This is a genomic window from Lysinibacillus sp. NPDC086135 (assembly GCF_044746345.1).
Taxonomy (GTDB): domain Bacteria; phylum Bacillota; class Bacilli; order Bacillales_A; family Planococcaceae; genus Lysinibacillus.
Genome location: NZ_JBIVCA010000010.1, coordinates 72,357 through 93,847 on the forward strand (window position 1 = coordinate 72,357; position 21,491 = coordinate 93,847).

The 21,491-nt window shown below is 28.9% G+C and carries 40 protein-coding genes; 39 read left to right on the forward strand and 1 reads right to left on the reverse strand.

All coding sequences use genetic code 11. The annotated features are described in order from the left end of the window. The first annotated feature begins 79 nt into the window (after positions 1–79). From ACIPKN_RS14220 to ACIPKN_RS14360, 29 genes are all read left to right on the forward strand, one after another. On the forward strand, positions 80–982 hold the full coding sequence (locus ACIPKN_RS14220; protein WP_400937101.1) for an ATP-dependent DNA ligase: 903 nt from the start codon (positions 80–82) through the stop codon (positions 980–982). Between the two features lie 121 nt (positions 983–1,103). Beyond that, positions 1,104–1,325, forward strand: a complete 222-nt coding sequence (locus ACIPKN_RS14225) for a hypothetical protein (RefSeq protein WP_400937104.1) — start codon at positions 1,104–1,106, stop codon at positions 1,323–1,325. Between the two features lie 178 nt (positions 1,326–1,503). Beyond that, positions 1,504–1,989 carry a hypothetical protein gene (locus tag ACIPKN_RS14230; RefSeq protein ID WP_400937106.1) on the forward strand — a complete coding sequence of 162 codons (486 nt, stop codon included), beginning with the start codon at positions 1,504–1,506 and terminating at the stop codon, positions 1,987–1,989. Between the two features lie 47 nt (positions 1,990–2,036). Next, positions 2,037–2,198 (forward strand): hypothetical protein, encoded by a 162-nt coding sequence (locus tag ACIPKN_RS14235; protein WP_400937109.1) that lies wholly within the window; start codon positions 2,037–2,039, stop codon positions 2,196–2,198. Positions 2,199–2,234: 36 nt separating this feature from the next. Continuing rightward, positions 2,235–2,555 (forward strand): hypothetical protein, encoded by a 321-nt coding sequence (locus ACIPKN_RS14240; RefSeq protein WP_400937112.1) that lies wholly within the window; start codon positions 2,235–2,237, stop codon positions 2,553–2,555. Positions 2,556–2,592: 37 nt separating this feature from the next. Beyond that, complete coding sequence (locus tag ACIPKN_RS14245) at positions 2,593–2,862, forward strand: hypothetical protein (RefSeq protein ID WP_400937115.1); 270 nt, start codon at positions 2,593–2,595, stop codon at positions 2,860–2,862. A gap of 44 nt (positions 2,863–2,906) precedes the next feature. Beyond that, positions 2,907–3,083: a hypothetical protein gene (locus ACIPKN_RS14250; RefSeq protein WP_400937117.1), complete on the forward strand. Its 177-nt coding sequence runs from the start codon at positions 2,907–2,909 to the stop codon at positions 3,081–3,083. 41 nt (positions 3,084–3,124) lie between these two features. Next, complete coding sequence (locus ACIPKN_RS14255; RefSeq protein ID WP_400937120.1) at positions 3,125–3,439, forward strand: hypothetical protein; 315 nt, start codon at positions 3,125–3,127, stop codon at positions 3,437–3,439. Between the two features lie 259 nt (positions 3,440–3,698). Next, positions 3,699–3,950, forward strand: coding sequence for a hypothetical protein (locus ACIPKN_RS14260; RefSeq protein ID WP_400937123.1), 252 nt, complete (start codon positions 3,699–3,701; stop codon positions 3,948–3,950). A 242-nt stretch (positions 3,951–4,192) separates the two neighbouring features. Beyond that, entirely contained in the window at positions 4,193–4,618 is a 426-nt protein-coding gene (locus ACIPKN_RS14265) for a hypothetical protein (RefSeq protein ID WP_400937126.1), read from the forward strand. Positions 4,619–4,803: 185 nt separating this feature from the next. Continuing rightward, positions 4,804–4,992 carry a hypothetical protein gene (locus tag ACIPKN_RS14270; protein ID WP_400937128.1) on the forward strand — a complete coding sequence of 63 codons (189 nt, stop codon included), beginning with the start codon at positions 4,804–4,806 and terminating at the stop codon, positions 4,990–4,992. After that, the gene (locus ACIPKN_RS14275) at positions 4,982–5,227 is read left to right on the forward strand and encodes a hypothetical protein (protein WP_400937131.1); all 246 of its coding nucleotides are present in this window, start codon (positions 4,982–4,984) and stop codon (positions 5,225–5,227) included. The genes ACIPKN_RS14270 and ACIPKN_RS14275 overlap by 11 nt, the downstream gene beginning before the upstream one ends. 38 nt (positions 5,228–5,265) lie before the next feature. Further along, on the forward strand, positions 5,266–5,655 hold the full coding sequence (locus ACIPKN_RS14280) for a hypothetical protein (protein ID WP_400937134.1): 390 nt from the start codon (positions 5,266–5,268) through the stop codon (positions 5,653–5,655). Between the two features lie 377 nt (positions 5,656–6,032). Next, positions 6,033–7,106, forward strand: coding sequence for a tyrosine-type recombinase/integrase (locus tag ACIPKN_RS14285; RefSeq protein ID WP_400937137.1), 1,074 nt, complete (start codon positions 6,033–6,035; stop codon positions 7,104–7,106). Positions 7,107–7,173: 67 nt separating this feature from the next. After that, positions 7,174–8,520 carry a hypothetical protein gene (locus ACIPKN_RS14290; RefSeq protein WP_400937139.1) on the forward strand — a complete coding sequence of 449 codons (1,347 nt, stop codon included), beginning with the start codon at positions 7,174–7,176 and terminating at the stop codon, positions 8,518–8,520. Further along, positions 8,520–9,497, forward strand: a complete 978-nt coding sequence (locus tag ACIPKN_RS14295) for a phage lytic cycle repressor MrpR family protein (RefSeq protein WP_400937141.1) — start codon at positions 8,520–8,522, stop codon at positions 9,495–9,497. Before ACIPKN_RS14290 ends, ACIPKN_RS14295 begins: the two co-directional genes overlap by 1 nt. 266 nt (positions 9,498–9,763) lie before the next feature. Then, positions 9,764–10,213 (forward strand): hypothetical protein, encoded by a 450-nt coding sequence (locus ACIPKN_RS14300; RefSeq protein WP_400937144.1) that lies wholly within the window; start codon positions 9,764–9,766, stop codon positions 10,211–10,213. 109 nt (positions 10,214–10,322) lie between these two features. Further along, positions 10,323–10,532, forward strand: a complete 210-nt coding sequence (locus tag ACIPKN_RS14305) for a hypothetical protein (RefSeq protein WP_400937146.1) — start codon at positions 10,323–10,325, stop codon at positions 10,530–10,532. A gap of 26 nt (positions 10,533–10,558) precedes the next feature. Next, positions 10,559–10,900: a ribonuclease H family protein gene (locus ACIPKN_RS14310; protein WP_400937149.1), complete on the forward strand. Its 342-nt coding sequence runs from the start codon at positions 10,559–10,561 to the stop codon at positions 10,898–10,900. 78 nt (positions 10,901–10,978) lie between these two features. Then, the gene (locus ACIPKN_RS14315; RefSeq protein WP_400937151.1) at positions 10,979–11,218 is read left to right on the forward strand and encodes a hypothetical protein; all 240 of its coding nucleotides are present in this window, start codon (positions 10,979–10,981) and stop codon (positions 11,216–11,218) included. Between the two features lie 261 nt (positions 11,219–11,479). Continuing rightward, the gene (locus ACIPKN_RS14320; protein ID WP_400937153.1) at positions 11,480–11,653 is read left to right on the forward strand and encodes a hypothetical protein; all 174 of its coding nucleotides are present in this window, start codon (positions 11,480–11,482) and stop codon (positions 11,651–11,653) included. Between the two features lie 33 nt (positions 11,654–11,686). Continuing rightward, the gene (locus ACIPKN_RS14325) at positions 11,687–12,289 is read left to right on the forward strand and encodes a 3'-5' exonuclease (protein ID WP_400937156.1); all 603 of its coding nucleotides are present in this window, start codon (positions 11,687–11,689) and stop codon (positions 12,287–12,289) included. Positions 12,290–12,327: 38 nt separating this feature from the next. After that, a complete protein-coding gene (locus ACIPKN_RS14330; RefSeq protein WP_400937159.1) occupies positions 12,328–12,507 on the forward strand; it encodes a hypothetical protein in 180 nt (59 codons plus the stop codon). Between the two features lie 48 nt (positions 12,508–12,555). Then, positions 12,556–12,738: a hypothetical protein gene (locus ACIPKN_RS14335; RefSeq protein WP_400937161.1), complete on the forward strand. Its 183-nt coding sequence runs from the start codon at positions 12,556–12,558 to the stop codon at positions 12,736–12,738. A 406-nt stretch (positions 12,739–13,144) separates the two neighbouring features. Continuing rightward, entirely contained in the window at positions 13,145–13,336 is a 192-nt protein-coding gene (locus ACIPKN_RS14340) for a hypothetical protein (RefSeq protein WP_400937163.1), read from the forward strand. Positions 13,337–13,338: 2 nt separating this feature from the next. After that, positions 13,339–13,794, forward strand: coding sequence for a macro domain-containing protein (locus tag ACIPKN_RS14345; protein ID WP_400937166.1), 456 nt, complete (start codon positions 13,339–13,341; stop codon positions 13,792–13,794). 37 nt (positions 13,795–13,831) lie between these two features. Then, positions 13,832–14,089: a hypothetical protein gene (locus ACIPKN_RS14350; RefSeq protein WP_400937169.1), complete on the forward strand. Its 258-nt coding sequence runs from the start codon at positions 13,832–13,834 to the stop codon at positions 14,087–14,089. 11 nt (positions 14,090–14,100) lie between these two features. Continuing rightward, the gene (locus tag ACIPKN_RS14355) at positions 14,101–14,727 is read left to right on the forward strand and encodes a sigma-70 RNA polymerase sigma factor region 4 domain-containing protein (protein ID WP_400937171.1); all 627 of its coding nucleotides are present in this window, start codon (positions 14,101–14,103) and stop codon (positions 14,725–14,727) included. Positions 14,728–14,808: 81 nt separating this feature from the next. Beyond that, entirely contained in the window at positions 14,809–15,099 is a 291-nt protein-coding gene (locus tag ACIPKN_RS14360; protein ID WP_400937174.1) for a hypothetical protein, read from the forward strand. A 12-nt stretch (positions 15,100–15,111) separates the two neighbouring features. On the opposite strand, the gene ACIPKN_RS14365 is transcribed toward ACIPKN_RS14360, so the two are convergent. Continuing rightward, positions 15,112–15,273 (reverse strand): hypothetical protein, encoded by a 162-nt coding sequence (locus ACIPKN_RS14365; protein WP_400937176.1) that lies wholly within the window; start codon positions 15,271–15,273, stop codon positions 15,112–15,114. Between the two features lie 118 nt (positions 15,274–15,391). Between ACIPKN_RS14365 and ACIPKN_RS14370 the strand changes: the two genes are divergently transcribed. From ACIPKN_RS14370 to ACIPKN_RS14415, 10 genes are all read left to right on the forward strand, one after another. Continuing rightward, positions 15,392–15,535 (forward strand): hypothetical protein, encoded by a 144-nt coding sequence (locus ACIPKN_RS14370; protein ID WP_400937178.1) that lies wholly within the window; start codon positions 15,392–15,394, stop codon positions 15,533–15,535. Between the two features lie 124 nt (positions 15,536–15,659). Beyond that, positions 15,660–15,962, forward strand: a complete 303-nt coding sequence (locus ACIPKN_RS14375) for a coiled-coil domain-containing protein (RefSeq protein ID WP_400937181.1) — start codon at positions 15,660–15,662, stop codon at positions 15,960–15,962. Between the two features lie 47 nt (positions 15,963–16,009). Next, entirely contained in the window at positions 16,010–16,210 is a 201-nt protein-coding gene (locus ACIPKN_RS14380) for a hypothetical protein (RefSeq protein ID WP_400937183.1), read from the forward strand. A gap of 48 nt (positions 16,211–16,258) precedes the next feature. Next, positions 16,259–16,816, forward strand: coding sequence for a phage tail tape measure protein (locus ACIPKN_RS14385; protein WP_400937186.1), 558 nt, complete (start codon positions 16,259–16,261; stop codon positions 16,814–16,816). Positions 16,817–16,852: 36 nt separating this feature from the next. Next, positions 16,853–17,452: a hypothetical protein gene (locus ACIPKN_RS14390; RefSeq protein ID WP_400937188.1), complete on the forward strand. Its 600-nt coding sequence runs from the start codon at positions 16,853–16,855 to the stop codon at positions 17,450–17,452. Further along, positions 17,436–17,651: a hypothetical protein gene (locus ACIPKN_RS14395; protein WP_400937190.1), complete on the forward strand. Its 216-nt coding sequence runs from the start codon at positions 17,436–17,438 to the stop codon at positions 17,649–17,651. Before ACIPKN_RS14390 ends, ACIPKN_RS14395 begins: the two co-directional genes overlap by 17 nt. A 57-nt stretch (positions 17,652–17,708) precedes the next feature. Further along, the gene (locus tag ACIPKN_RS14400) at positions 17,709–18,947 is read left to right on the forward strand and encodes an RNA ligase (protein ID WP_400937192.1); all 1,239 of its coding nucleotides are present in this window, start codon (positions 17,709–17,711) and stop codon (positions 18,945–18,947) included. Next, entirely contained in the window at positions 18,940–19,752 is an 813-nt protein-coding gene (locus tag ACIPKN_RS14405; RefSeq protein ID WP_400937194.1) for a hypothetical protein, read from the forward strand. Before ACIPKN_RS14400 ends, ACIPKN_RS14405 begins: the two co-directional genes overlap by 8 nt. Further along, entirely contained in the window at positions 19,745–20,728 is a 984-nt protein-coding gene (locus tag ACIPKN_RS14410) for an AAA family ATPase (RefSeq protein ID WP_400937196.1), read from the forward strand. Before ACIPKN_RS14405 ends, ACIPKN_RS14410 begins: the two co-directional genes overlap by 8 nt. A gap of 42 nt (positions 20,729–20,770) precedes the next feature. Then, positions 20,771–21,490, forward strand: coding sequence for a DNA cytosine methyltransferase (locus ACIPKN_RS14415; protein WP_400937199.1), 720 nt, complete (start codon positions 20,771–20,773; stop codon positions 21,488–21,490). Position 21,491: the final 1 nt, after the last annotated feature.

Below are 21,491 nucleotides of genomic sequence, written 5' to 3' on the forward strand. Positions count from 1 at the left end.
TATTTACCATTCATACCTTGTATTTCTTGTATTTTTACACATTTAATCATGAGATAATGGTAAATAAGGAGATGATACAATGTTGTTTACTCCAATAAAACCAATGTTGCTCTCGATGGGTAACAATGATGAAGTAATTGATAATCCGGATTGGATATACGATATAAAATGGGATGGTTGGCGCATCCTTTTGCATAAACAAGGTGAGAGAATAGAAGCATACACACGTCATGGCAACAATGTAACAGCAAAGTTTCCAGAGTTACAAGCAGCAGGAAAATCAATAAAAGAACACTCAGCGATCATCGATTGTGAAGGTGTAGTTTTACGGAATGGTATATCTGTATTTGATGATTTTGCATATCGAGGTAAACTTTCTAATAAAGAGAAAATCGAACAAGCTACAATAACTCATCCTACTACATTTATCGCTTTTGATGTTTTAGCGACTGATAAATCAATTGTAAATAAACCATTGGTAGAACGTAAGGAGATATTATCGTCAATAATCGAACCTTCGAATAATTTGTCAGTCACACCTTTTGTACTAGGTAATGGTAGTGATATCTTTCATTTGACTAAAGAAAGAGGTATGGAAGGTATCGTAGGAAAGCGTAGTAATTCCACTTACAAAACTAATCATAGGACGCATAATTGGTTAAAGTATAAACACTTTAAAGTAATGGATGTTGTTATACTGGGTTATAAAGAAAATCCATTTACAATGATAGTAGGTACACAATTAAGCAATGGTAAATATAGACCTATTGCAAGTGTAGAGTTTGGCTTTAAGTCTGATGAAAAAAGAGCATTTAGAGAAATTACTAAACAGATAATAACTAAAGTGGAACGAGACATAATGTGGTTAGAGCCAAGATTATTCTGTATAGTACAGTATCTTGAGAAAACAAATACAGGATTATTAAGAATCGCATCATTTAAGAGCTTCAATTTTGATAAAGTTCCTGAAGAAAGTATTTAACAGTCACTCAAATAAAAATGGGTGGCTTTTTACTTGTCAGTTCAAAATAAGTGATGATTCAATAAAATTTAAGTATGATAGATATTGAGTTGTAATTCAAATTCGAAGGGCGTTGATTTAATTGCTAGATATTAAGTATGTTGCACAGTTTGCAAATAAATATTTTATTAGCTCATATTCGGAAAGTAGTATTACAGAAAATATCGAAAATGCAACTTTATATGACTCTGAACAAGAAGCGTGTTATGACCTATGGTTAGGGCAATATATGAGCAAAAATGATGTTACATGTAAATTGAAAAAAGTAAGAATAACAACGACATTTGAAATAATAGATAAATAATTTGTACGGAATGCTCTTGAGAGGGTCAATAATGACTCTCTTTTTTTATTAGATAATATTTCCCTTTTATCTAAAATTAAATAACAAAATACATAAATAATACTTGATTTTATGTATTTTGTTATTTATACTTAGGTTAAGAAATCAAGCACTACTAAATATTAGGAGGTATGTACCTATGAGTGAAAAAACCAAGTTTTACAGCAGATGCTATATAGGAAAAGGAATTGATGGTGCAGATGAATATGGTTATACATACAGTTGGAACTCTTCACATCCTGAATTAGTGGAAACAAAAACAGTCAAAATATCACGATATACATATTGTGCTTATTGTGGAGAAAACGCAAATCCAATCCAAGCAGGACTTGTAGGAGATGGTAGGGACTACTCTGTGACAGGCTATACTTGCTCTTGTAATTGTAAAGGCTCTCAAAATGAGGTTGAATACTTCAAAGAACTAGAAGAATTAAAACAAAAATTTTACAAAGAGGAAGAATCTTTGGTAAACAAGTATTCAGAGTTATTACAGGTAGATGTTGAAAAATTGATATGTATTAAACATCAATATGAATTAGCTCGAATTGAACGTGAGAAAAATCGTAATATTGGTAAAAGAGATTATTTCAATTTTGATGGCGATGTTAATAGCTTAGTTTACTAAAAGTTTTAAATAATATTCGTATTTGATTTAAAAAGGAGAATGGTTGAATGAAAAAGTTTAGAGTTCATATTCAGAAAGATAGTTATGAAACATATGATGTTGAAGCAGAAAATGAGGACATGGCTAAACAAGAGTATAAAACAAAAGGCATTAAGATCGGTGAAAACAGTACTGTTATTTCTGAAACAGTTGTAGAGAATGAAGATTAAATAATAATTCGATTTTATGAAAGGAGGTACATAAAAATGTTGAAGAAAAAATATTTTAACATTTACGCAAAAGTAGGAGATACAGTAGTAACGACTTCTAATCCGTTTAATAATGGAGATTGGGTCACTGGTTATGAATATGAAGTTATTGAACTAGGACATGGCTACATTGTAGCGACCAGTGATAGACTACCTTCATATAAAAAAGAAATAACTATTGGAGATGCATATTATCAAGTAGTTAAAATGGTTGAAGTACCAGATCCACCTAAAGTCAAAGAAAAACAGGTTAAAGTTTATAAATTTTTAGGAATTCCACTTGGGAGAAGAATTACTTATACATACGAAACTAAATAAAAAGTTAATATCATCAAAATTAAAGGAGTAATATTAGGTGATAAATAAAAAAGAATTTAAAGGTTATCTAGGTGGGTCATATGAAAAGTTAGGCTTGTGGGATAATAAGAAGGATGCTGAGATAGGAATAGTTGGCGGAGAATATTTACATGAATTATTATCTGAGTATGATGGTAAATGTGTAAAAATCACTGTAGAAGAAACGCTACCAGACCATGTTATTGATGAATGGAATTCTATCGGATGTACGTCATTCGCCTTCACAGAAGAACAATTGGAGAAGATGAAGAAAAATAAAGTGGATTAACTTTCCGTAAAATAACGAATTTATTAAATGAGGTGATGTTTGTAGTGTATTACGTAGTTGAAAATGAAGGTAAATATGAAATTCGTATAAAAGGATTAGAGGATTTAAATTTCAAACCAATCGTAGTATTGAGTGATTTGGAATTTGCAGAAAAATACTGTGATAATTTAAATACTTCTTATGAAATTGGTTATAAACATGGTGCAGAATTAGGATATTGATATCAAATAATAGAACGCTTTTATAAAAGGAGAGATGGGTAATGATTGAAAAATTATTAAATGGAAAGTTTAAAGAAAATAAGGGCAGTATCAATAAAAAAGTAGTAGCTCTAGTTTATTCTGATGATGGGAGAACTCAAGGTCAATGTGCTTATTACAGAGAAGAAGAATTAAAATCACATATTTTAAATAAAGGTATCGATCTAGAAAATATTAAGATACTCCACATGGAGAATAGTAGAATATTCGGTACAGACATTGAATTCAACAAAGTATATTACTGTAAAGAAATTACTTTGGGTACATATAGAGAATTGAAAAAGAGATTTGTTAATCTCGAAGAGTTTGAGATTTAAATGAATTAAACAATAAATTACTTTTATAAGAGGAGATTAAATATAAAAAAATTAGATGAAGTATTAAATAACTATGATAAGTACTCAACGTTTTTAGATGACAGATTTGGATCACGTCTGTGTGAATTCTTAACAAATGAACAAGCAGAGAAAATTGGATTCAATCTCAAAGAAGACACTAGACCTTTATCAGAAGAAGATAAAATTAGATTCATTAAACAGGCTTAGGTCGCATTTTATTAGAAGGAGTGTCTAATGTATGATACATAAAGATTATGTAGGAACAACGCTACATGCGTATAATTTACGACCAGATAAAGGATATAACCTGATATGTAATTTATTTGAGAAAGTAGATAAATTACTACTTTCCGACAAAGATGAGTACAAGAATCTCCACAAATTCAAATACAGTAATCCTACAGATGAGGAAGTATTTGAATATGGTAGGAAACTTGGAATGGGTGTTTATGGGAGCATACTGTTTCAGTATTACTTAGATAAGATATGAGATTTAATAAAAGCCGTCTATTATGAAAAAAGGAGATGATTCTAATAGAAATAGAGATTCGATTTAAAAGTGGTAAATACTTAAGGATAACATTTGGAGCATATATAAAATCAGATAAATACAAGGTTTTTAAATATCGCAATTATGGACTTGTTAAACATTTAAAGATTGGGTTCATAAACTTCCATGTTAACTGAAAATAGACTTAATAAAACAGATGTATTATTGAAGGGAGAATGCTTATGGAAGCAATGCTAGATTTTAATGTGTTAATTAGGAAAGAAGACGGTTCAAATTTTCAGTATGAAGAAGTATCAAAGGCTTTAATTGATGCAGGTTTTACATGGGATGGATATATGAACATGTACACAAAGAATGAATTAGAAAATGCGGCAATAAAGATTGTTGATTCGATTGACTTCGATGCATTTAATGCAATTAAAAAACTGGAATACGATACTCATAATTTCAAAGATGAATCGGAATTCAAAGATCATTTATTTATGGGATTGCGAAGTTTATATAACATCATAACACCTTATTTAAATAAGGAAATGAAAATGTTAGCAGAGAAATATGATAAAACAAATTGGCAGGTTAGTGATATTTTTAATGGATATTTGGAAGGTGAATTCGTTAATAAGTTTTATGACGGTGAATGGACTTAATAAAAGAGATATATTAATATTTATCTAAAGGAGGTTGTAAGTTGCTTAAATGGTTAGTGAAGAAAACTGAAATAGAGATACATAACTTCCTATGGTTGAGTTTATCTTACTTAGTTTTATGTGGATTTTACTATATTTTAATTAAATAATAAATATGAATCTATTACGAAAAAGGGGGATATCTTATGAAGGATATTCTAAATTTAATTAAGCTTGTGTTCTATGCTCCAATTATAACTTATCACTTGAATGGACGCGAAAAGTACAATATGGATGAACACCCGACTCTAATGAAATACCATTGTGAAAAGTCTATTTATTATTACGAAAAAGCTTATGGTAAGAAGTTTGGAGGTAGTAAAATTGTCAAATGAAAAGAGTGTATTAGATTTAGCTAAGGATATTCAGCGTGAAAAAGAGTTGACGCAAGATAAAAGTATAAAAGAAATATTTACTTACAATACGTTGAACGCTTCAGAAGAACTAAATAGAATGGCAAACAATATTTTAAGATATAATGTCTCTAAAGAAGATATTATAACAAGTTTGAGACAAGTAGCAGACCATCTTAGTAGTCAGTATGGTGAATATATTGATAAGTTTAAATAAAAACTAAATATTATTAAATACATAATGGAGGATTATTAATGAAAGAATTCGTGTTTAATGAAACTGCTACGGTCTACGCCAATAGCATTGAAGAAGCAAAAAAGTACTTAATGGACAACTTAGAAATTAATAACGATGTAGAGCATTTAAGAGAAGAAGCAAGAAAAGAAGATTTGTTTGGTGCATTAAAATATGCATTTATCTTTACAGAAAAACAAGTTAATAGTATTTATGAAGCAGATTACGATAAATTCAAAACATGGATTGATTTAGAGGAATTAGAACTGGAAGATGCATATTATTGTACTGATATAAGACCATCATTAGGTTTAGCGTTATTACCGTCATCTAAAGCAAAGAAATACGATTGTTATCAAGAAAAAGTGAAGAGCATCAAGATTCCATCTATCTCATGGTGGCAAATTTAGAGATTACATAAAATTTAACATTTATTGAAAGGAGCAGATGATCATTGAGTAAAAATGAAATGACGTTTACATCGATGACGTTAGATGAAGACGATAAACTAAGGTCGAAATATTTAACATTTTCCAGTGAATCAAATACTAACACTGTTGACATGTCATATGAAGGGTTTAGTTATGGAATAAGCAAAGACGAATTGATTGAGATAATCAGTAAGCTGTAGATTAAATAAAAGGAACATATTATAAAACATTAAGAGTCGATTTAGGATGGTCGACTCTTAAAATTAAAATAATAAAATACATAATTTACTTTACAATTAACAAAATAATGGATATACTATTATTAATAAAAGGAATCATAAAGGTGGTTGTAAATTATGGTTATGAATAATTATAATACTTCATATATGAGCAACTATATAGGAGATTACATTGAAGAGTTTTTAAAAGTAAAAGGTAAAAAGTCAATTAACACAGAAAAAACTTATAGATCCAGCTTGAATCAAGTATTTAAGGATATCTTAGGTAGTAATGATTATACTTATATAACAGATAAAAATATTGAACATGACCTACGTTCAGAAGTTTTATTTGAATACTTTGATTCGTTATATGACGCTGAAAAAGAAGATGGTTCTAGGATGTATGCTAATCAGACGATTAATAATAGACAATCAGCGATTAAGTCATTGATCACTTATTTAAAAACAAAGAAAATCAATGGAGAAAATTTAATAAAGTATGATTTAGATGATTTGAAGGTAATTGAATCGCTTAAAAATATAGGCGAAGAAATTGAAATGATACCATTTGAATTAGCAATGAAATACATTAAATATTTTGGCGAAGAAGAACAAGGATTAGAGAAATCATTAATTATAGAATTAGCTATAGATTCTGCACTTAGAGCATCAGAATTATTAAAAATAGAATGGTCAAATTTTACACCAGTAGAAGATGGTGTTATTATGAAATCTCATGGTTACAATAAGGGAAAAGGTAATGAAGAATGGATAGATAAGATATCTTTTGAGTTATATAATAAATTGTTAAAGCTAAAAGAAATCGGAAATACAAATAGACTATTTACTTTGACTTATAAAAAGCTAGTTGGGATGATGGAAAGAGGCAATAAAATATTGAATAATACAGAATTAGAGTACTCTTTTCATTCATTCAAAAAATTATCTGTTACAATGTGTTACTTAAATAATGGAAATTGTATAGATTCTGCAATGAAAAAGGCTAGACATAAGAATGTAAATACCACTATGCGATATTTAAGACTAACTGATCTAAATGTCACAGGTATTATATCTGCAAAAATGACTACTTCCGAAGAATTATATAAAACAGTTTCCCATGAATTATTGTTAGAATGCTTAGAAGAAATGCGTCCAGAGATGTTGCTTTTACTAAATAATAAAATTAAGAATAAAATAACAAAATGAATAAATTTATGTGACATCACAGATGAAAAATGGTAAAATCAACATAGTAGTGAAAGGAGTTTTTTAAATGAAAATTAATAAAGATAGAGAATCTTTAGAGACAGAAGTCAAAAGTTTAATTTCTTTATTTGCTAAAACCTTGGATAAGGAAGAAGTTGAGTTAATAGTAACACATTTAAATGGTAAACACGGAATTAAAAAATCCAATGTGTATATGTTGTTTAATAATTCAAACAATGTAAGTAAATTAACACAAGAAGAATTAGCATTATTCGGAAAGCAATTAACTGTAAAATTAGGAATTGATAACATCGAATGGATGAATACTTGGTTCACTGAAAGAGAAATTAAAGAATACGAAAGATTTCAATTCGTTGACACCCAATCAATTGACGATTTAGATTTTCCTATAACATTAGAAAATGTTACTTATCTTGGAAATGGATATTATAATGCAACTATCACAAGACAGATGCTTGGTAGATTATATAAATACGGTAAATTAAATTATAATCCAAATGTACAAAGAGGTATGAGAAAAGTTTATCGTTATGGTAAAGAGATGGAAGAGCCGATTGTATTTAAAAGTAAAGTAACTGAAATGCGTAAATTAATATTAGAAGATAAATTAGAACCTTCAACGATCACGTTAAATGCGGCACAAATGTCATCTGACGAAGGGGAAGAATTAATTTACGATGAGAGAACACACAAATTGACAATAAATTCAGGAACAATTTTAGATATTGTAGATGGTATGCATAGAACACTGGCAACATACAGTGCATATTCAAAAGAAAAAGATATTGAAGGTTCTTATCCAATAACTATTTCTAATAAATCGGATGAAGAAATTCAGAGATATCAAGTAAATATGGATAAACAAACTCCACTAACAAGAAGTAAGATCGTTGAGTACTCTGGTGGTCACGTTAGTAATGTGATTAATATTCTAAAATCTAAAGGTGAATTAAAAGACAGAATCAGTTCAGTAGGGGATAGTAAGTCTACTTTAAGAGGTAGCGATATTATTCCTTATAAAATGTTACATGATGCTATTAATAATGTTTATAATATTGACTCTGTACTTCAATCAAGAAAAGTTGCCGAAGAAATAAATGAGTATTTAGTATATTTATTTGGATATTTTGGTAAGCATGAAAGAGATGAATATAAAGTATTGTTTGATGCGGATTTATTCGAAGCTCATTTAACATTAGCTAGTAAGATGAAAGAAAATAAAATTCCATATGATAAGCTATCTGAAATAATTAAAATTGAAGCATTTAATATAGAGAACAAGTTCTGGAAAGATACAAACGTAATCAATAATGAAGGTAAAATCGTAAACAAGAAAATGCGAAGCAAGATAAGTGATTTCTTTGAAGGTATGTTAGAGGAGGCAGATTTGTAGTGTATAACAAAGAATATAAAATGAAGTTTATTAAAACTTTAGATGTCAAAGAAATAAGTGAGGAGCGCTATATATATCTTTTTGAAAAAACAGCAGAAGTTGAATTTAGAATTGATAAAGATTTGTTTGATATGAATTTTGAAGAGTTGGAAATTGTTTTTTATTCATCTAAGAGAAGTAAGCATCGATCCCTAATTTCCTTTATTACAACTATAAAAAATTACATTACATGGGCTAAAGATAATGGTTATAGTTCATCGTCAGTTCATCCAATAGTAGAAGCTATCAACACTGCTTTTGTTGATAAATATTTATATAAAGAAGGATTAACTTACTATACGAGAGAAGAATTATTATCAAATATTGATAAGCTAGTTAACGTCCGTGATAAAGCAATAGTCTTAGCAGTATTTGAAGGTATCAGAGGTAAAGGATTATCAGAATTAATTAATTTAAGATTTGAGGATTTATCTAAAAAAGAAGATAAGTATTATGTATCTTTACTTTCTGATGAAATTAATTTTAGTAATCGTCAAATTGAAATATCTAAAGAATTATATGATCTACTAGAACAAACTTATTGGGAAAAAGAATACACTGGAAAGAAAGGAAATAAAACTCGTGTTGCTGATGGAGAATATATATTAAGAAAGAACAGAGTTGGTGAAGGTGATATAAGATTTACGGTCAGTATGATCAACAGTTTATTTTCAAATGTCATTAAAAATGAGTTTGAAGATTCTCAAATAACAGTAACATCATTATTAGAATCTGGGGCAATGTGGTATACAAATTCATTGTTAAAAGAAGATAGAATTATAACTAAAGATATAGCTACTGATGTAATGAATAGATACGGCTTATACTCGTTCAAAGGTGAAAAGAAAGATTATCCTTCATTTATGAGATATAAAGAAATTATAAATGATGAGTTTTTTGATGATAGTTATGGTAGCTTTAAGTATGGATTTAAATAAACTTCAAAAGGACTGAATGTTAATCATTCGGTTTCCTTTATACATAAAAATAAATAAATAACTGTATTCTGTTTGATTTTTGCTAAATTTATTTAAAGAAATAGAAATGGAGAATATTTCTAGGAACAATCAAACAAAAATAAGAACAAATGTTTGTATTTCGATATTGACAATACTGTATATGGTTGGTAAAATTGTATCAATGGAGATGATAGCGGATGCTACATCTATACTAAAATTAATGGAAAATGGAGGAATATTACAATATGAGCGCACTTTTGGTATCATTTGAAGCAAATCTAGTAATAAAAGATAAAAGTCCAGAAGAGTTAGGGGAGTTGTTTGATGGAATGATACCGTCAAATGGACTCCGTATAGAAAACATAAAGGGTAGAAAATTAGTAGTTGAATGCATGGATTCGCAATTTACAGAGATTTTAGAAATCGATGAAGATGGTAAAGAGGTAACTTTTTTAAATCGTAAACCAGAATTAAAGTATTATCCTTCAACAAATAAAACTTTTAAAACTACTGATATAATTAGGATTGATGGCAAAGGTGATTACAGTATCATACTGACTCCTATGTTTGCATTCTTATACAATAGTGAGTCACAGATTACTATTGATATGGAAAATGTGAAAAATATCAATGATACGAAGCTATATTTAGAACAAAATTACCCGGAATACATAGTGCTTCGTAAGATTACCTAATTAAATTAAATAAATAATATTGTTTAATGTTAGGGTGTGGTATTGGCGGTGATTCTAATGTCGCACCTTGAAATTAATATATTAAAAAATACATAAAGGTGGTATGTAGATGATTAAAAAGTACGGTAAAACTCGATATGAAGATTTTGGATTGTTCACTATTCCTAATAAACGGGGAGAAGGTTTTAAGATAATAAGAGATGAGGATGGGTGGATATTTGACAAAACATATGAAGATAAACAGTCTGCACAAAGTTGGATAGATGAAATGATTAACCTTATAGATAATTCTAAAGCCAAGTGGAAAGCAAATACATAAAATACATAATAATAGAGGTAATACATATGATTAAAATTTATACTGACAGCAGTTACAAGGATGGATCATCTACTCATCATTACTTTGTCATGAAAGGTAATAAGCGAATTAAAAGAAGAACATTTATTGGATTTGATGAGTCATCAAATAAAGCAGAAGCAACAACAATAATCAAGGCTTTACAGATGGTATTAAAGAAAGGATGGGAAGGAGTAACAATACATACAGACTCTTTAGTCACTGTTTTTGGAGTTAAGCACAGTAAGTTTGATAATGAAGATTTTCGATACATAGCACATTTACTCAAAGTAACAAAATCAAACATATTGTGGAAGAACAGAAGACACTACAGGATCAAAAAAAGCTGATACTGAATGTCGTAAAATGATGAAAACAAAATTAAGACGAGTAGTTTAAAATACATATACATAAAGGTGAGATGAAAAATGAATAGCGATATCACAAATTTGAAAAATACGTTTGATTCAATTATCAACGAATATGACAATAGTTCATTATTCCATAACGATGACAGTATGATTACTTGGAATGCAAAGTGTGAATGGTTTATTAAACAGATGGTAGATTTAAGAGTAGGAGCAGGACTTGAGTATTTTCAATCACAAAAAGAATTTAATCCACTCCAAGAAAACAGTAATGTAGGAGAGGGTGAAGAATCTGAATAATTTTAAGGATTCTAATGCGATTGGACAGTGTGCAAATAAAGATTGCCTAAATGATTTAACTAGGGAAGATGAGTATCTGAGTGATGATGATCTTAACTTATACTGCGATTCAATCTGTTACACTAAGTACATGTTAAACAAATTAAATATTAAAATACATAAAATATAGATATTATTGAAAATTAGTTATACATATTTGATGTTTAAGATGAATTATTAACATAATTATCAAAAATACAATACATAATAGAGGGCAAAAAGATGGAATTCAATAAATTTAACGGAAAGAAAATTATTAAAGCGAGTAATGAAATTGAACTACATGAGAACATTTTAGAAGGTAACAAGAATGGATGGCAAGTTGGAAGTAATATACGATACATATCTAATGATTATCGTCCATTCCAGATATTAATGAAGTACGTAGGTCTTTAAAAATTATACATACATAAAAGGAGAATTTATATTATGCGTAAAGATATTATGGTTGACATTGAAACATTAGGTACTGGAGAAAATGCAACAGTATTTCAAATTTCAGCAATGAGCTTTGATTTAACAACAGGGGACAAGCATGATTCAATTAACTTGATTGGTGATATTGAAAAATACAGTAATTTGAATGTAGACGGTTCAACATTAAAATGGTGGCTGAATACTGATAAAGAATTGCTTACTGAATTGATTAATAAAGGTACATATGAAGAATATGATTTATTTGAAGCATTACATGAATGGTTAGAAGCACAATCAACAACAGGCGATATGAAGGATGTTTACTTATGGGGTAATGGTATCTTATTCGATAATGCTAAATTACAGACTAATCTTAATGGCTGTAGTGGAATGAAGTATCCAATTTATTATAGGAATGATCGTGATGTACGTACAATTTTAGAGTTAGCAAGTATGAAGTCAGGATTAACGGAAGATGAAATTAAAGAGTCTGTGACTGATGAAAATGAACGTAAACATGATGCTTTTGATGATATTGCTTATCAAATTAGATTAGTAGTTAAATGCTATGAAATTTTAATGAATGAGAAACTAGTGGACACTGATAAGTTTTAATGAAACCACTCTATTATTTAAAAAAGGAGATTAGAATAATGACAATAGAAGTATATATAAAACGCAGAGAAAACGGTCAATCATTAGAGGAAATTCAAAAGGAGAAGTTGTTTAGTGAAGCAACAGTATGGACATTAGAACTCGGTTATCAATGTTACTTACGTAAAATACCTTTAGACGAAGCCGTTTCAATTATCAAAAATAATCCTGAAAATTAAAATTTACTGTAATTTGAGGATATTAAAGTAAGTAGGAGGAAGATTTTAATGGAATTTAAGAAACTTATGGATTTTGTTAAAGAAAATAAACATGAGTATTTAGAGCGTGAATTAACTGTCACATGTAAAGAGTGTGGTGGAGAAGGATATTTTTCAGAAGATGGTGTTAATATAGAACCATGTGACAATTGTTGCACTGAAGGTACTCTTTCTATCAATGACATGCAATAATAGTGGAATTTTATTGAAAAATAAAGGGAGTACTTCATGAAAGAATTTATAGTAAGAAACATCTTAGTCGCAAGTAATAGTCTATTTTTCTGGTCTTGGTTTTGGTACTTTGTAAACTATTACAGTAATAGTTACTTATTTAATAGGTGTAATTGGTGTCATTGTAGCTATTATAATTGATATCAGTAGTTCAGGTAATAATGAGAAGTTTAATGCATAAGAAAATTAATTAATAAAATACATAAAATATACTTGAAATTAACAGGATGGTAGTTTAAGATATATTTAACAAGGAAAACAAATAAATGAAAGTTATAACATTCTCATGGAAAATAAATAGTTGTTATGTAGCAAAAGTCGGTGTTTAGTTAACAAAATACATAATAATGAAACGGAGATGTTGATAATGTTTGAAGAGATAAAGCAGATAAGTAATGATTCCATAATAGAAGATAAACTAAAACAAGCCATGATAGAGCAAATGAAGATAGGTTATCAAGAAATGGGAGAATTAAATTTGCAAATATCTGGTGAATGGTATTGTACGGAAAATGAAGCTGAAGTAATAAACGATAAAATAGTTAAAGGTGACTGGTGAAAATGATTAAAATTGTACAAGGTGACATTTTACAAAGCGATAATGATGTTATAGGGCATCAAGTAAATTGTTTAGGTGTTATGGGCGCAGGACTTGCTAAACAAATAAAGGACAAGTATTATGAGACATTTTTGGAATATAAAAAGATATGTGATGATCATAAAAAAAATAGGGAGGAGTTAATGGGTCATGTCTATATGGCTCATAACTCTGACGGAAAGATAATTGCTAACGTATTTAGTCAACTGGATGTAGGCAGGTATGAACGTAAAACTGACTATAAGAAGTTAAAAACAGGTCTGAAAAAGGTGTGTAAATACGCAAAAGAAAATAGTCTTTCAGTTGCATTACCGTACAAAATTGGTTGTGGTTTAGCAGGAGGTAATTGGAACATTGTCTATAAAATCATTGATTCTGTATTTGCGGATTATGAAGTAACGCTGTACGAGTTTAAATAATATGATGTTTTTATACAAATAGAAAAGAGGTGTAGGAATGGTTATACATATAGTAGATGAAATGCGATCCAATAGAAGAACATTTCAGCAATACATTATTACATACGAAAATAAAGAAACTATTAAAGAATTATCTAAATTAGGTTCAATCACATATAAATCACAAGTAATTAATGTATTATTTATTGATACATTGAAAAGTAGAAATGAGTTATTGAACGTGAAAGGAATTATGAGCGTTACATTGCCGAAGAATGGTAGATTGATAAATAATAAAGAGAAAAGCGCATATTAGAGGAATAATGAATGGATAAATTAACAAATGAAGAATTAGTTGAATTATATCAAAATGATAATAATGAAATGGTATTTGAATACCTTTATAAACGAAATAAAGGGCTTATACACAAGGTAATAAAGAAGTTTAATAATGTCATTGTCATTAGCAAAGAAGATATAGAAGATGCATGTGTTTTAGGTTTTGTAAGGGCTGTAAAAGTTTATAGTGGAGAGAACAAATGCAAATTTTCTTCTTATTGCTATATCGTGATGGTTAATGAAGTTAATGTCAGTCTCAATAATGCCAGTAGGAAGATGAGAAACGACTTAGATCAGTCATTCTGCTATTTAGACGAAAATGTAAATGACGGCGACGGAAGCAGATTGATTGACATTATTGATATGTCTGAAAAAGATGTACTACATAAAAAAGATTATACATACCTACATAGTGCAATTGAATACGCAAAGGGATTTATTATGGATAAATACTACCCATATTTTATACCTTTAGCACTTAAAGAAATACCAGTACCGAAAACAGCTTCGTTGATTGGAGTAAGTCCAAAGACAGTTCATTACACTATGAAAATTTTTAAAAAACATACACAAGAATACATAATTAAATATATGAACAATGAAGTTGTTTCTTAGTTTTAAACAATAGAATGATTTTATGAAAGGGGAAGTAGGATAGTATTTAAATTCAAAGGACTAGAAAAGTATGTGCAAGAAATGCACGAAAAGCAATATGTACTATTGGAAGATGAAAAACAAAAACATGTAACGGAGTTTAATGATAGAAGTGTATCCAATGACGAGTATTCAAAATTACGTATGAATTCCTATGCGAGAGATAAGTTTATTCCAAAACTAGATGATAATGCATTGATTGATACAGTAGGATATTATGTTTCTCAGTGTGAACAATATAGATATCCTGCGACAACATATAGCGAGGCGATCATTCATGTTATTGTTCCAGAATTACTTCAACGATTTGAACTGATGATAAACGAAAAATAAAAAAGGATGAGATCATCCTTTAGGTTTTGTTTCAGTATTCTTATTGACCTGTTCTAAAGCTTCTATATACTTTTTAGCAGTTTCTAACTCATCGTCAGAAATACTGTTTATAAGGTTTTTCAAAGCAATGTGCTCATCTAGATTAACTACTTTAGAATTTTGATTTTCAGACATTATGATCAATCCTTTACGAATTATATAAAGGTTATAATACATCTCATGATAAAGTGATTCAAATAAAATGATTGTGGAGCTTAAATAAAAAATAAGTATTATCGAAAGGAAATTGACAATGAATAAATTAGAAATAATTAAGAAGCAATGGAATGAATATGAAACAGAATTTGGTGAGAGTGATTATATGGATATCGATACTCACACTAGCATGGCATTTAATGTACCAATATTATTAAATAAATTAGATAAAATAAATTAGATAAAATACACAAAGACTTATTGCAGATGAAGAAAATTGGCAATTGTGCTTATGTAGATATTGATTATATGTTAAACGCTATTGAGAACGATAAATATTAATTAATAAAAAGGAGAGTTACACCATGGCACATTACGATTACATGTATGAAAGCTTCTTATTGGAAGATGTTGAAGAAGAATTAGTAAAGTTAAACAGACTAATAGAGTCAATTTCTAGTAAAAGAAAAGTCCTGAAACAAGATCTAAATCTTGTTAAAGGTGAATATTCTAAGATGGTTGTAGACAAAGAACTTAAAGTTTTAAATAAAGAATATGATGATTATAATAAGAAACTTTCAAGATGGAATACTATTAAAGATAACATTATTAATGGTGAGAAATATAACTATATCGAAGCGCATGACTATGTAAATAAAGTGTATTGAGATTAAATAATAATTCACTTTTATAAAAAGAATGGAGGAAAATACATATGAAATGCAACGTTAAAGATTGTTATTGGAACATGTGGCATCCTAAGTATGCATTATTTAAAGATGAAAACTTAAAAGTTTGTGTTAGTGAAAATATGGATGAACATTTTGATGATAAAAAAGAATTTGTATTAAAGCCAAACACAGAAGACTGTAAAGGATACTTGTCTTATAAGGAGTTCTGTGGAACAGAAAAATAAATAATAGTACAATATTAATTAAATAAATACATACAAGGAGAATGTGATATGAGAAAAGAAACATGGGTTAGTAGTAATAAGGAGCTTTTGATCAATTTATTCGAACCTAAAACGGAAAAGGAAATTGAAACATTATTTTTAAAACTGAACACTATCAAAAACGCATGGTCGAATAGAGAATTTGATATGTTAGATTTAATTGATTTATGGAATGAAACCGTAAATAATAATCCAGTGACACTGAATCAGTTGTTAGATTCTTTTGCAAAATGCTCTGCTTCTATAAGTATAGAAAATTTATCGGTTGAAGAAGTAAATGAATTAATTACTAAAGTTTGTTCAGTTACTAGGAATAGCGGAAATGAAGTAGGTTGTTTTCTAAAATCAGTGGTGAGTCGTTTAAACAGTGACAGTATAAAGAAGTTCTTAGAAAAGAAAATTGGTATCAAAGAAGATGAATCTTTTATGAAAGTAATAGAAAAAGTAAAAAGTTATCTCAGTAATTATCAAGATGTAGAAGAAAGACAATTAAAAACAGTTGAGATATCAGAAGTCTTAGCAGGAAAATATAATATATCTAGAATGACATCATTGTTAGCAAATTAATAAAATACACGTATTATTGAAAAAGGAAGTGAAAATTTGAATACAGAATACTTAAAAGAACAGCTAGCCAATATTATGAATTTTCGTGATACATATAAAACTTCAAGTACTGAAGATAAATATTTACATAATGAATTAACTAAAGTAGTAAGAGTGATTAAAAGTAAGATTTGGAATGAAGAACATGATGAGCGCAATAAAAGTCAACTTAAAACAAAAGTGTTTGATGGTGTAGAAATTGTAATACCTGAATTTATGAACGGTTTTGGTGAGGAGTATCATTATAAATTAATCGGTGGTGATTTATATGTAATCCCAACTAAATATAAAGAAGATAAAGATGGATCATTTCATCAATGGGCATATGTGTACATAAAAGAAAATGAGAATAAACATACTCATCTTACTATAAGTATATTAGGTAAAGATGAGTATGGTGATCGGATTTTTACTGAAGCAGAGTATTTTAAGAAAGTAGAAAGTTTCTTTAGATATTTAAGTAAGAGCTATGGTAAGAATGATAGATTTCCAGAGAAGTTTAGAAAACAAGTCGAAACAATAATTGCTGAATATAACAAGTTAGATGGAGTTAATGATTTTAACCCACTTAAAGGAGGTGTTGTTAATAGTGATTGAATTAAAATATGAAAACGAAGATAAATCATTAAGTAGTGGTGGTTGGGTAATCGATCACAATCAGCTACAAGATATATCAAATCAATTAACTTCATTAGGACTTAATTATGATATGGAGATGATTGAATCTGTACTATTAATTGCTAACGGTGAATTTGACTTGTTGAAAAGAGTTCTAAATGAATTAGAGATCTTCTAAATAATATTCTGCTTTTATAAAATTAAATAAAAATATACATAAAATGAGTTGTTTAGTATGGACTATTCGTGGAATCCTGTTTATAATTTAGTTATAGAAATAAAAAAAGAGTATAAAAAACTTTATACTGATGGTTCTTTACACTTTGAGAAATGGTTAGATAAATTAAATAATGAAAAATTTAACGAAGTATTTGAATGCCTACAAGTTAATCAACATAAAGAATTTTTATTAATTAGGTATGGGTTACAAGAAATGCAGAAGGGTATGTGGGAGGATTCAGATTCAATCTATCGAGAATGTCGTAGTGTAGTAATTGACCTCCTAAACGAAGAATTAGTTTTAACACCTTTCCGTAAATTTTTTAACTTAGACGAAGTAGAAGAGAACAAATTAGAATTAGTGAAAATGAAGTTTAACAATGCAAAAGTTGTAGAGGCTTCAAACAAGTTAGATGGATCGATGCAAAATGCTCGTTGGTATCGTGATGAGGTATTCATGACTGGCAGTATGTCTCTTTCAAAAGAAGATTCTTGGAGGCTTAACGAAGGGTATTCAATGCTGAATCAAAACTATGTACAAATGCTTAAGGACTATGATGAATATACATTTATCTTTGAATATATCTCATTGAAAGATGCTCATGTAGTCCTATACGATAAGAAAGATGAAGGACTTCATTTGATTGGGATGAGAAATACATTCACAGGTGAGCAGGTTAATTATAATGAATTAATCGAAATCGCAAATACATATAGAGTAACTGTAGTTGAAATGGAAAATAAGTCTCTAGAACAATTGTTAGATGAGATGAAATCAGTAAGTTCTCATGAAAAAGAAGGGTGGGTATTGAATTTAGATGGTCATCTAATCAAGTTAAAATGTGATGACTATGTAAGTATCCATCGATTATTAGATAAAGTTTCATCTGTAAATGTAATAATTGAAAACATTGCAGAAAATAGATTTGATGATCTGATTGCGAAAATTCCAGATAAATATAAAGAGCGTGTACATAACATTGCTAATTTAATATTTGAATACATAAACACGAATACTGGATTAATTAACGAATACTATGAGAAAGCACCTAAGTGTAATAGAAAAGAATATATGATTTGGGTAACCCAAAGTGTACCTAAAGAAATTCAAGTTTACTTACGAAATAAGTATTTAGGGATTGAATATCACTTATTGAAAAAAGGAAATAACGGTTATAAACGAATGAGTGAATTAGGGTTTGATGATAAATATTCAGTATTGTTCGCAAGTGTAGGAGGAAGTAATAATGAATGATTTACATAATTGCTTATTAAAACAAAAACAAATTTTAGAATCTCAAGGACATGCTGTAGCTTATATTTCAATTTATGGCTCTCAAAATTACAACTTAGATATCAATGACGAAAATTATCAATCTGATATTGATATGAAGGCTATTATCGTCCCTACATTAAATGATCTAATCTACAATAGTAAACCAATTTCAACTGTTATTGAAACTGAATGGGGACAGTGTGATTTAAAAGATATCAGAAGTTACTTCCAAACGTTAATCAAAGCAAATCCGGCTTATATTGAAACTTTGTTCACCGATTATTATATTGTAGATGATCGTTTCAAAAAGGAATTTAATGAAATTTTTAGTCTTAAAGATGAGTTAGTAGAGAAGTTATCAGCACAAATGATAAGAGCCATGTATGGGATGATGTGTGAGAAGCAAAAAGCATTATGTCATCCTTATCCTACAATTGCTCATAAGATTGAAAAATACGGTTATGACGGAAAGCAATTATCTCATGCCATCCGATTATATGTAATGATGCAAGATTACTATTTACATAATAGATCAATGAAAGATTCTTTGATTCCTTCAAATTCAATTGAATTAATTTTGAGTAGTAAAAAGAATGAAATTAGTTTAAGTGAAGCTACGTTTTTGATGGAGACAGTACTAAAACAAGGTAAATTATTTAAGGATAATGTTTTAAGTAATATAGAAGAAAGTACAATTGATTATTCAGTAAAAGATAAATTTATCAAACTGTCACAAGACATTATCAAGAATAAAATTATTGAGGAGTGCCGTAACTATGAGTAAACTTCATGTTCTTATTGGTCTACCTGCTGTCGGTAAATCAACAATAGCAAAAGAAATGGCTAAACAACTTGATGCAGTAGTATTATCTTCAGACAGTTTACGTGAGGAACTATTAGGAGATGTAAATGATCAGTCTCAAAATGAATTGATTTTCAAAGAATTACATATTCGTATTAATAAGCTATTGAGTGAAGGTCAAGATGTAATTTACGATGCTACAAACTTAAACCGTAAACGTAGAATTCATTTAATTAAAAATGAAATTAAAGCTGAAGAGTATCATGCTTATTATTTCAACTCATTGTTAGGAGAATGTTTACATAATGATTCTCAACGTGAACGAAAAGTTGGATTTGAAGTATTGAATAAGATGTACATATCTGTTCAAATTCCTACAATCAATGAAGGATGGAATGATGTTAAGTATATTCATCCAGACCTAAAGTTGGATAAGTTTTATAGTGAACGATTCGAATACTTATTATCTGATGAATCACCAAATCATGAAGATCTAATGGAAGAAATGATGAAAGTTGTCGATTCCTTTGAAGATGTTTATGACATTCCACATGATTCTAAATATCATTCATTTTCAATTAGCCGACATATCTTCTATGTTTATGAATTTGTAATGAAAAACTACAAAGGTAATCGTAAAAAAGAAATGTTGATCGCTTCACTATTTCATGATTTAGGTAAAGGTTGGTGTAAATCATTTATCAATTATAAAGGTGAAGAGAAACGATATGCGTCATATATTGGTCATGAATTTGTAAGCGCACAGTTAGCTTGCTATTGGTTATCTGTATTAGGATATGAAGATAACTTCATTAAGTACATAGTTGATTTAGTTCAATTCCACATGACTCCTATGGATATGAGTGTAAAACAGGAGCGTAAATTACGTGAGTTACTGACTGTAGAGCAGTATGAGGATTTAATGTTCTTACATTCAGCAGACTTAAATGCTAAATAATTTAATAATATTTCAGTTTTATTAAAAATACATAATAGAGGAATGGTAACTATAAGTATTAAAGTACTTTCGCTATTTGATGGAATGTCCTGTGGACAAATTGCATTGGAGAGAGCAGGAATAGATGTTGATACATATTATGCTAGTGAGATAGATAAATACGCTATAAAAGTTACACAGCACAACTATCCTGTCACAATTCAATTAGGTGACGTAAGAAATAATGAGGACTGGGAGTTACCTAAATTGGACTTAATGATGGCAGGAAGTCCATGTCAAGATTTATCGAGGATAAAGTCAAAAAATCGCAAAGGATTATTGGGAGATAAGTCTTCATTATTTTATCAATTTTATAATGCTTTAGAAAGTAGAAATCCACGTTACTTTCTATTAGAAAATGTGGTTATGCCAGATAAGGATGAGAATGAAATAAGTGAAATGTTGGGATTTAATCCTATAGAAATTAATAGTGGATTATTTAGTGCTCAAGATAGAAAAAGATTATATTGGACAAACATAGAAATACCGAAATTACCTGAAATAAATAATCTTACATTAAGAGATATAATGCAGAGCGATATTGATGATAAGTATTATTACATAGATGACAAGTATACTTATAATGAGGGAAAAAGAGTGATAGCTAATCTTAATAGGTATTACCCTAATGGTAAAATGAAATTTACAGAAGCTTTAGCGAGGGTTTATAATCCTGATTTTAAATCTCCTACACTAACAGCAGTTGCAGGTGGACATCAATAAA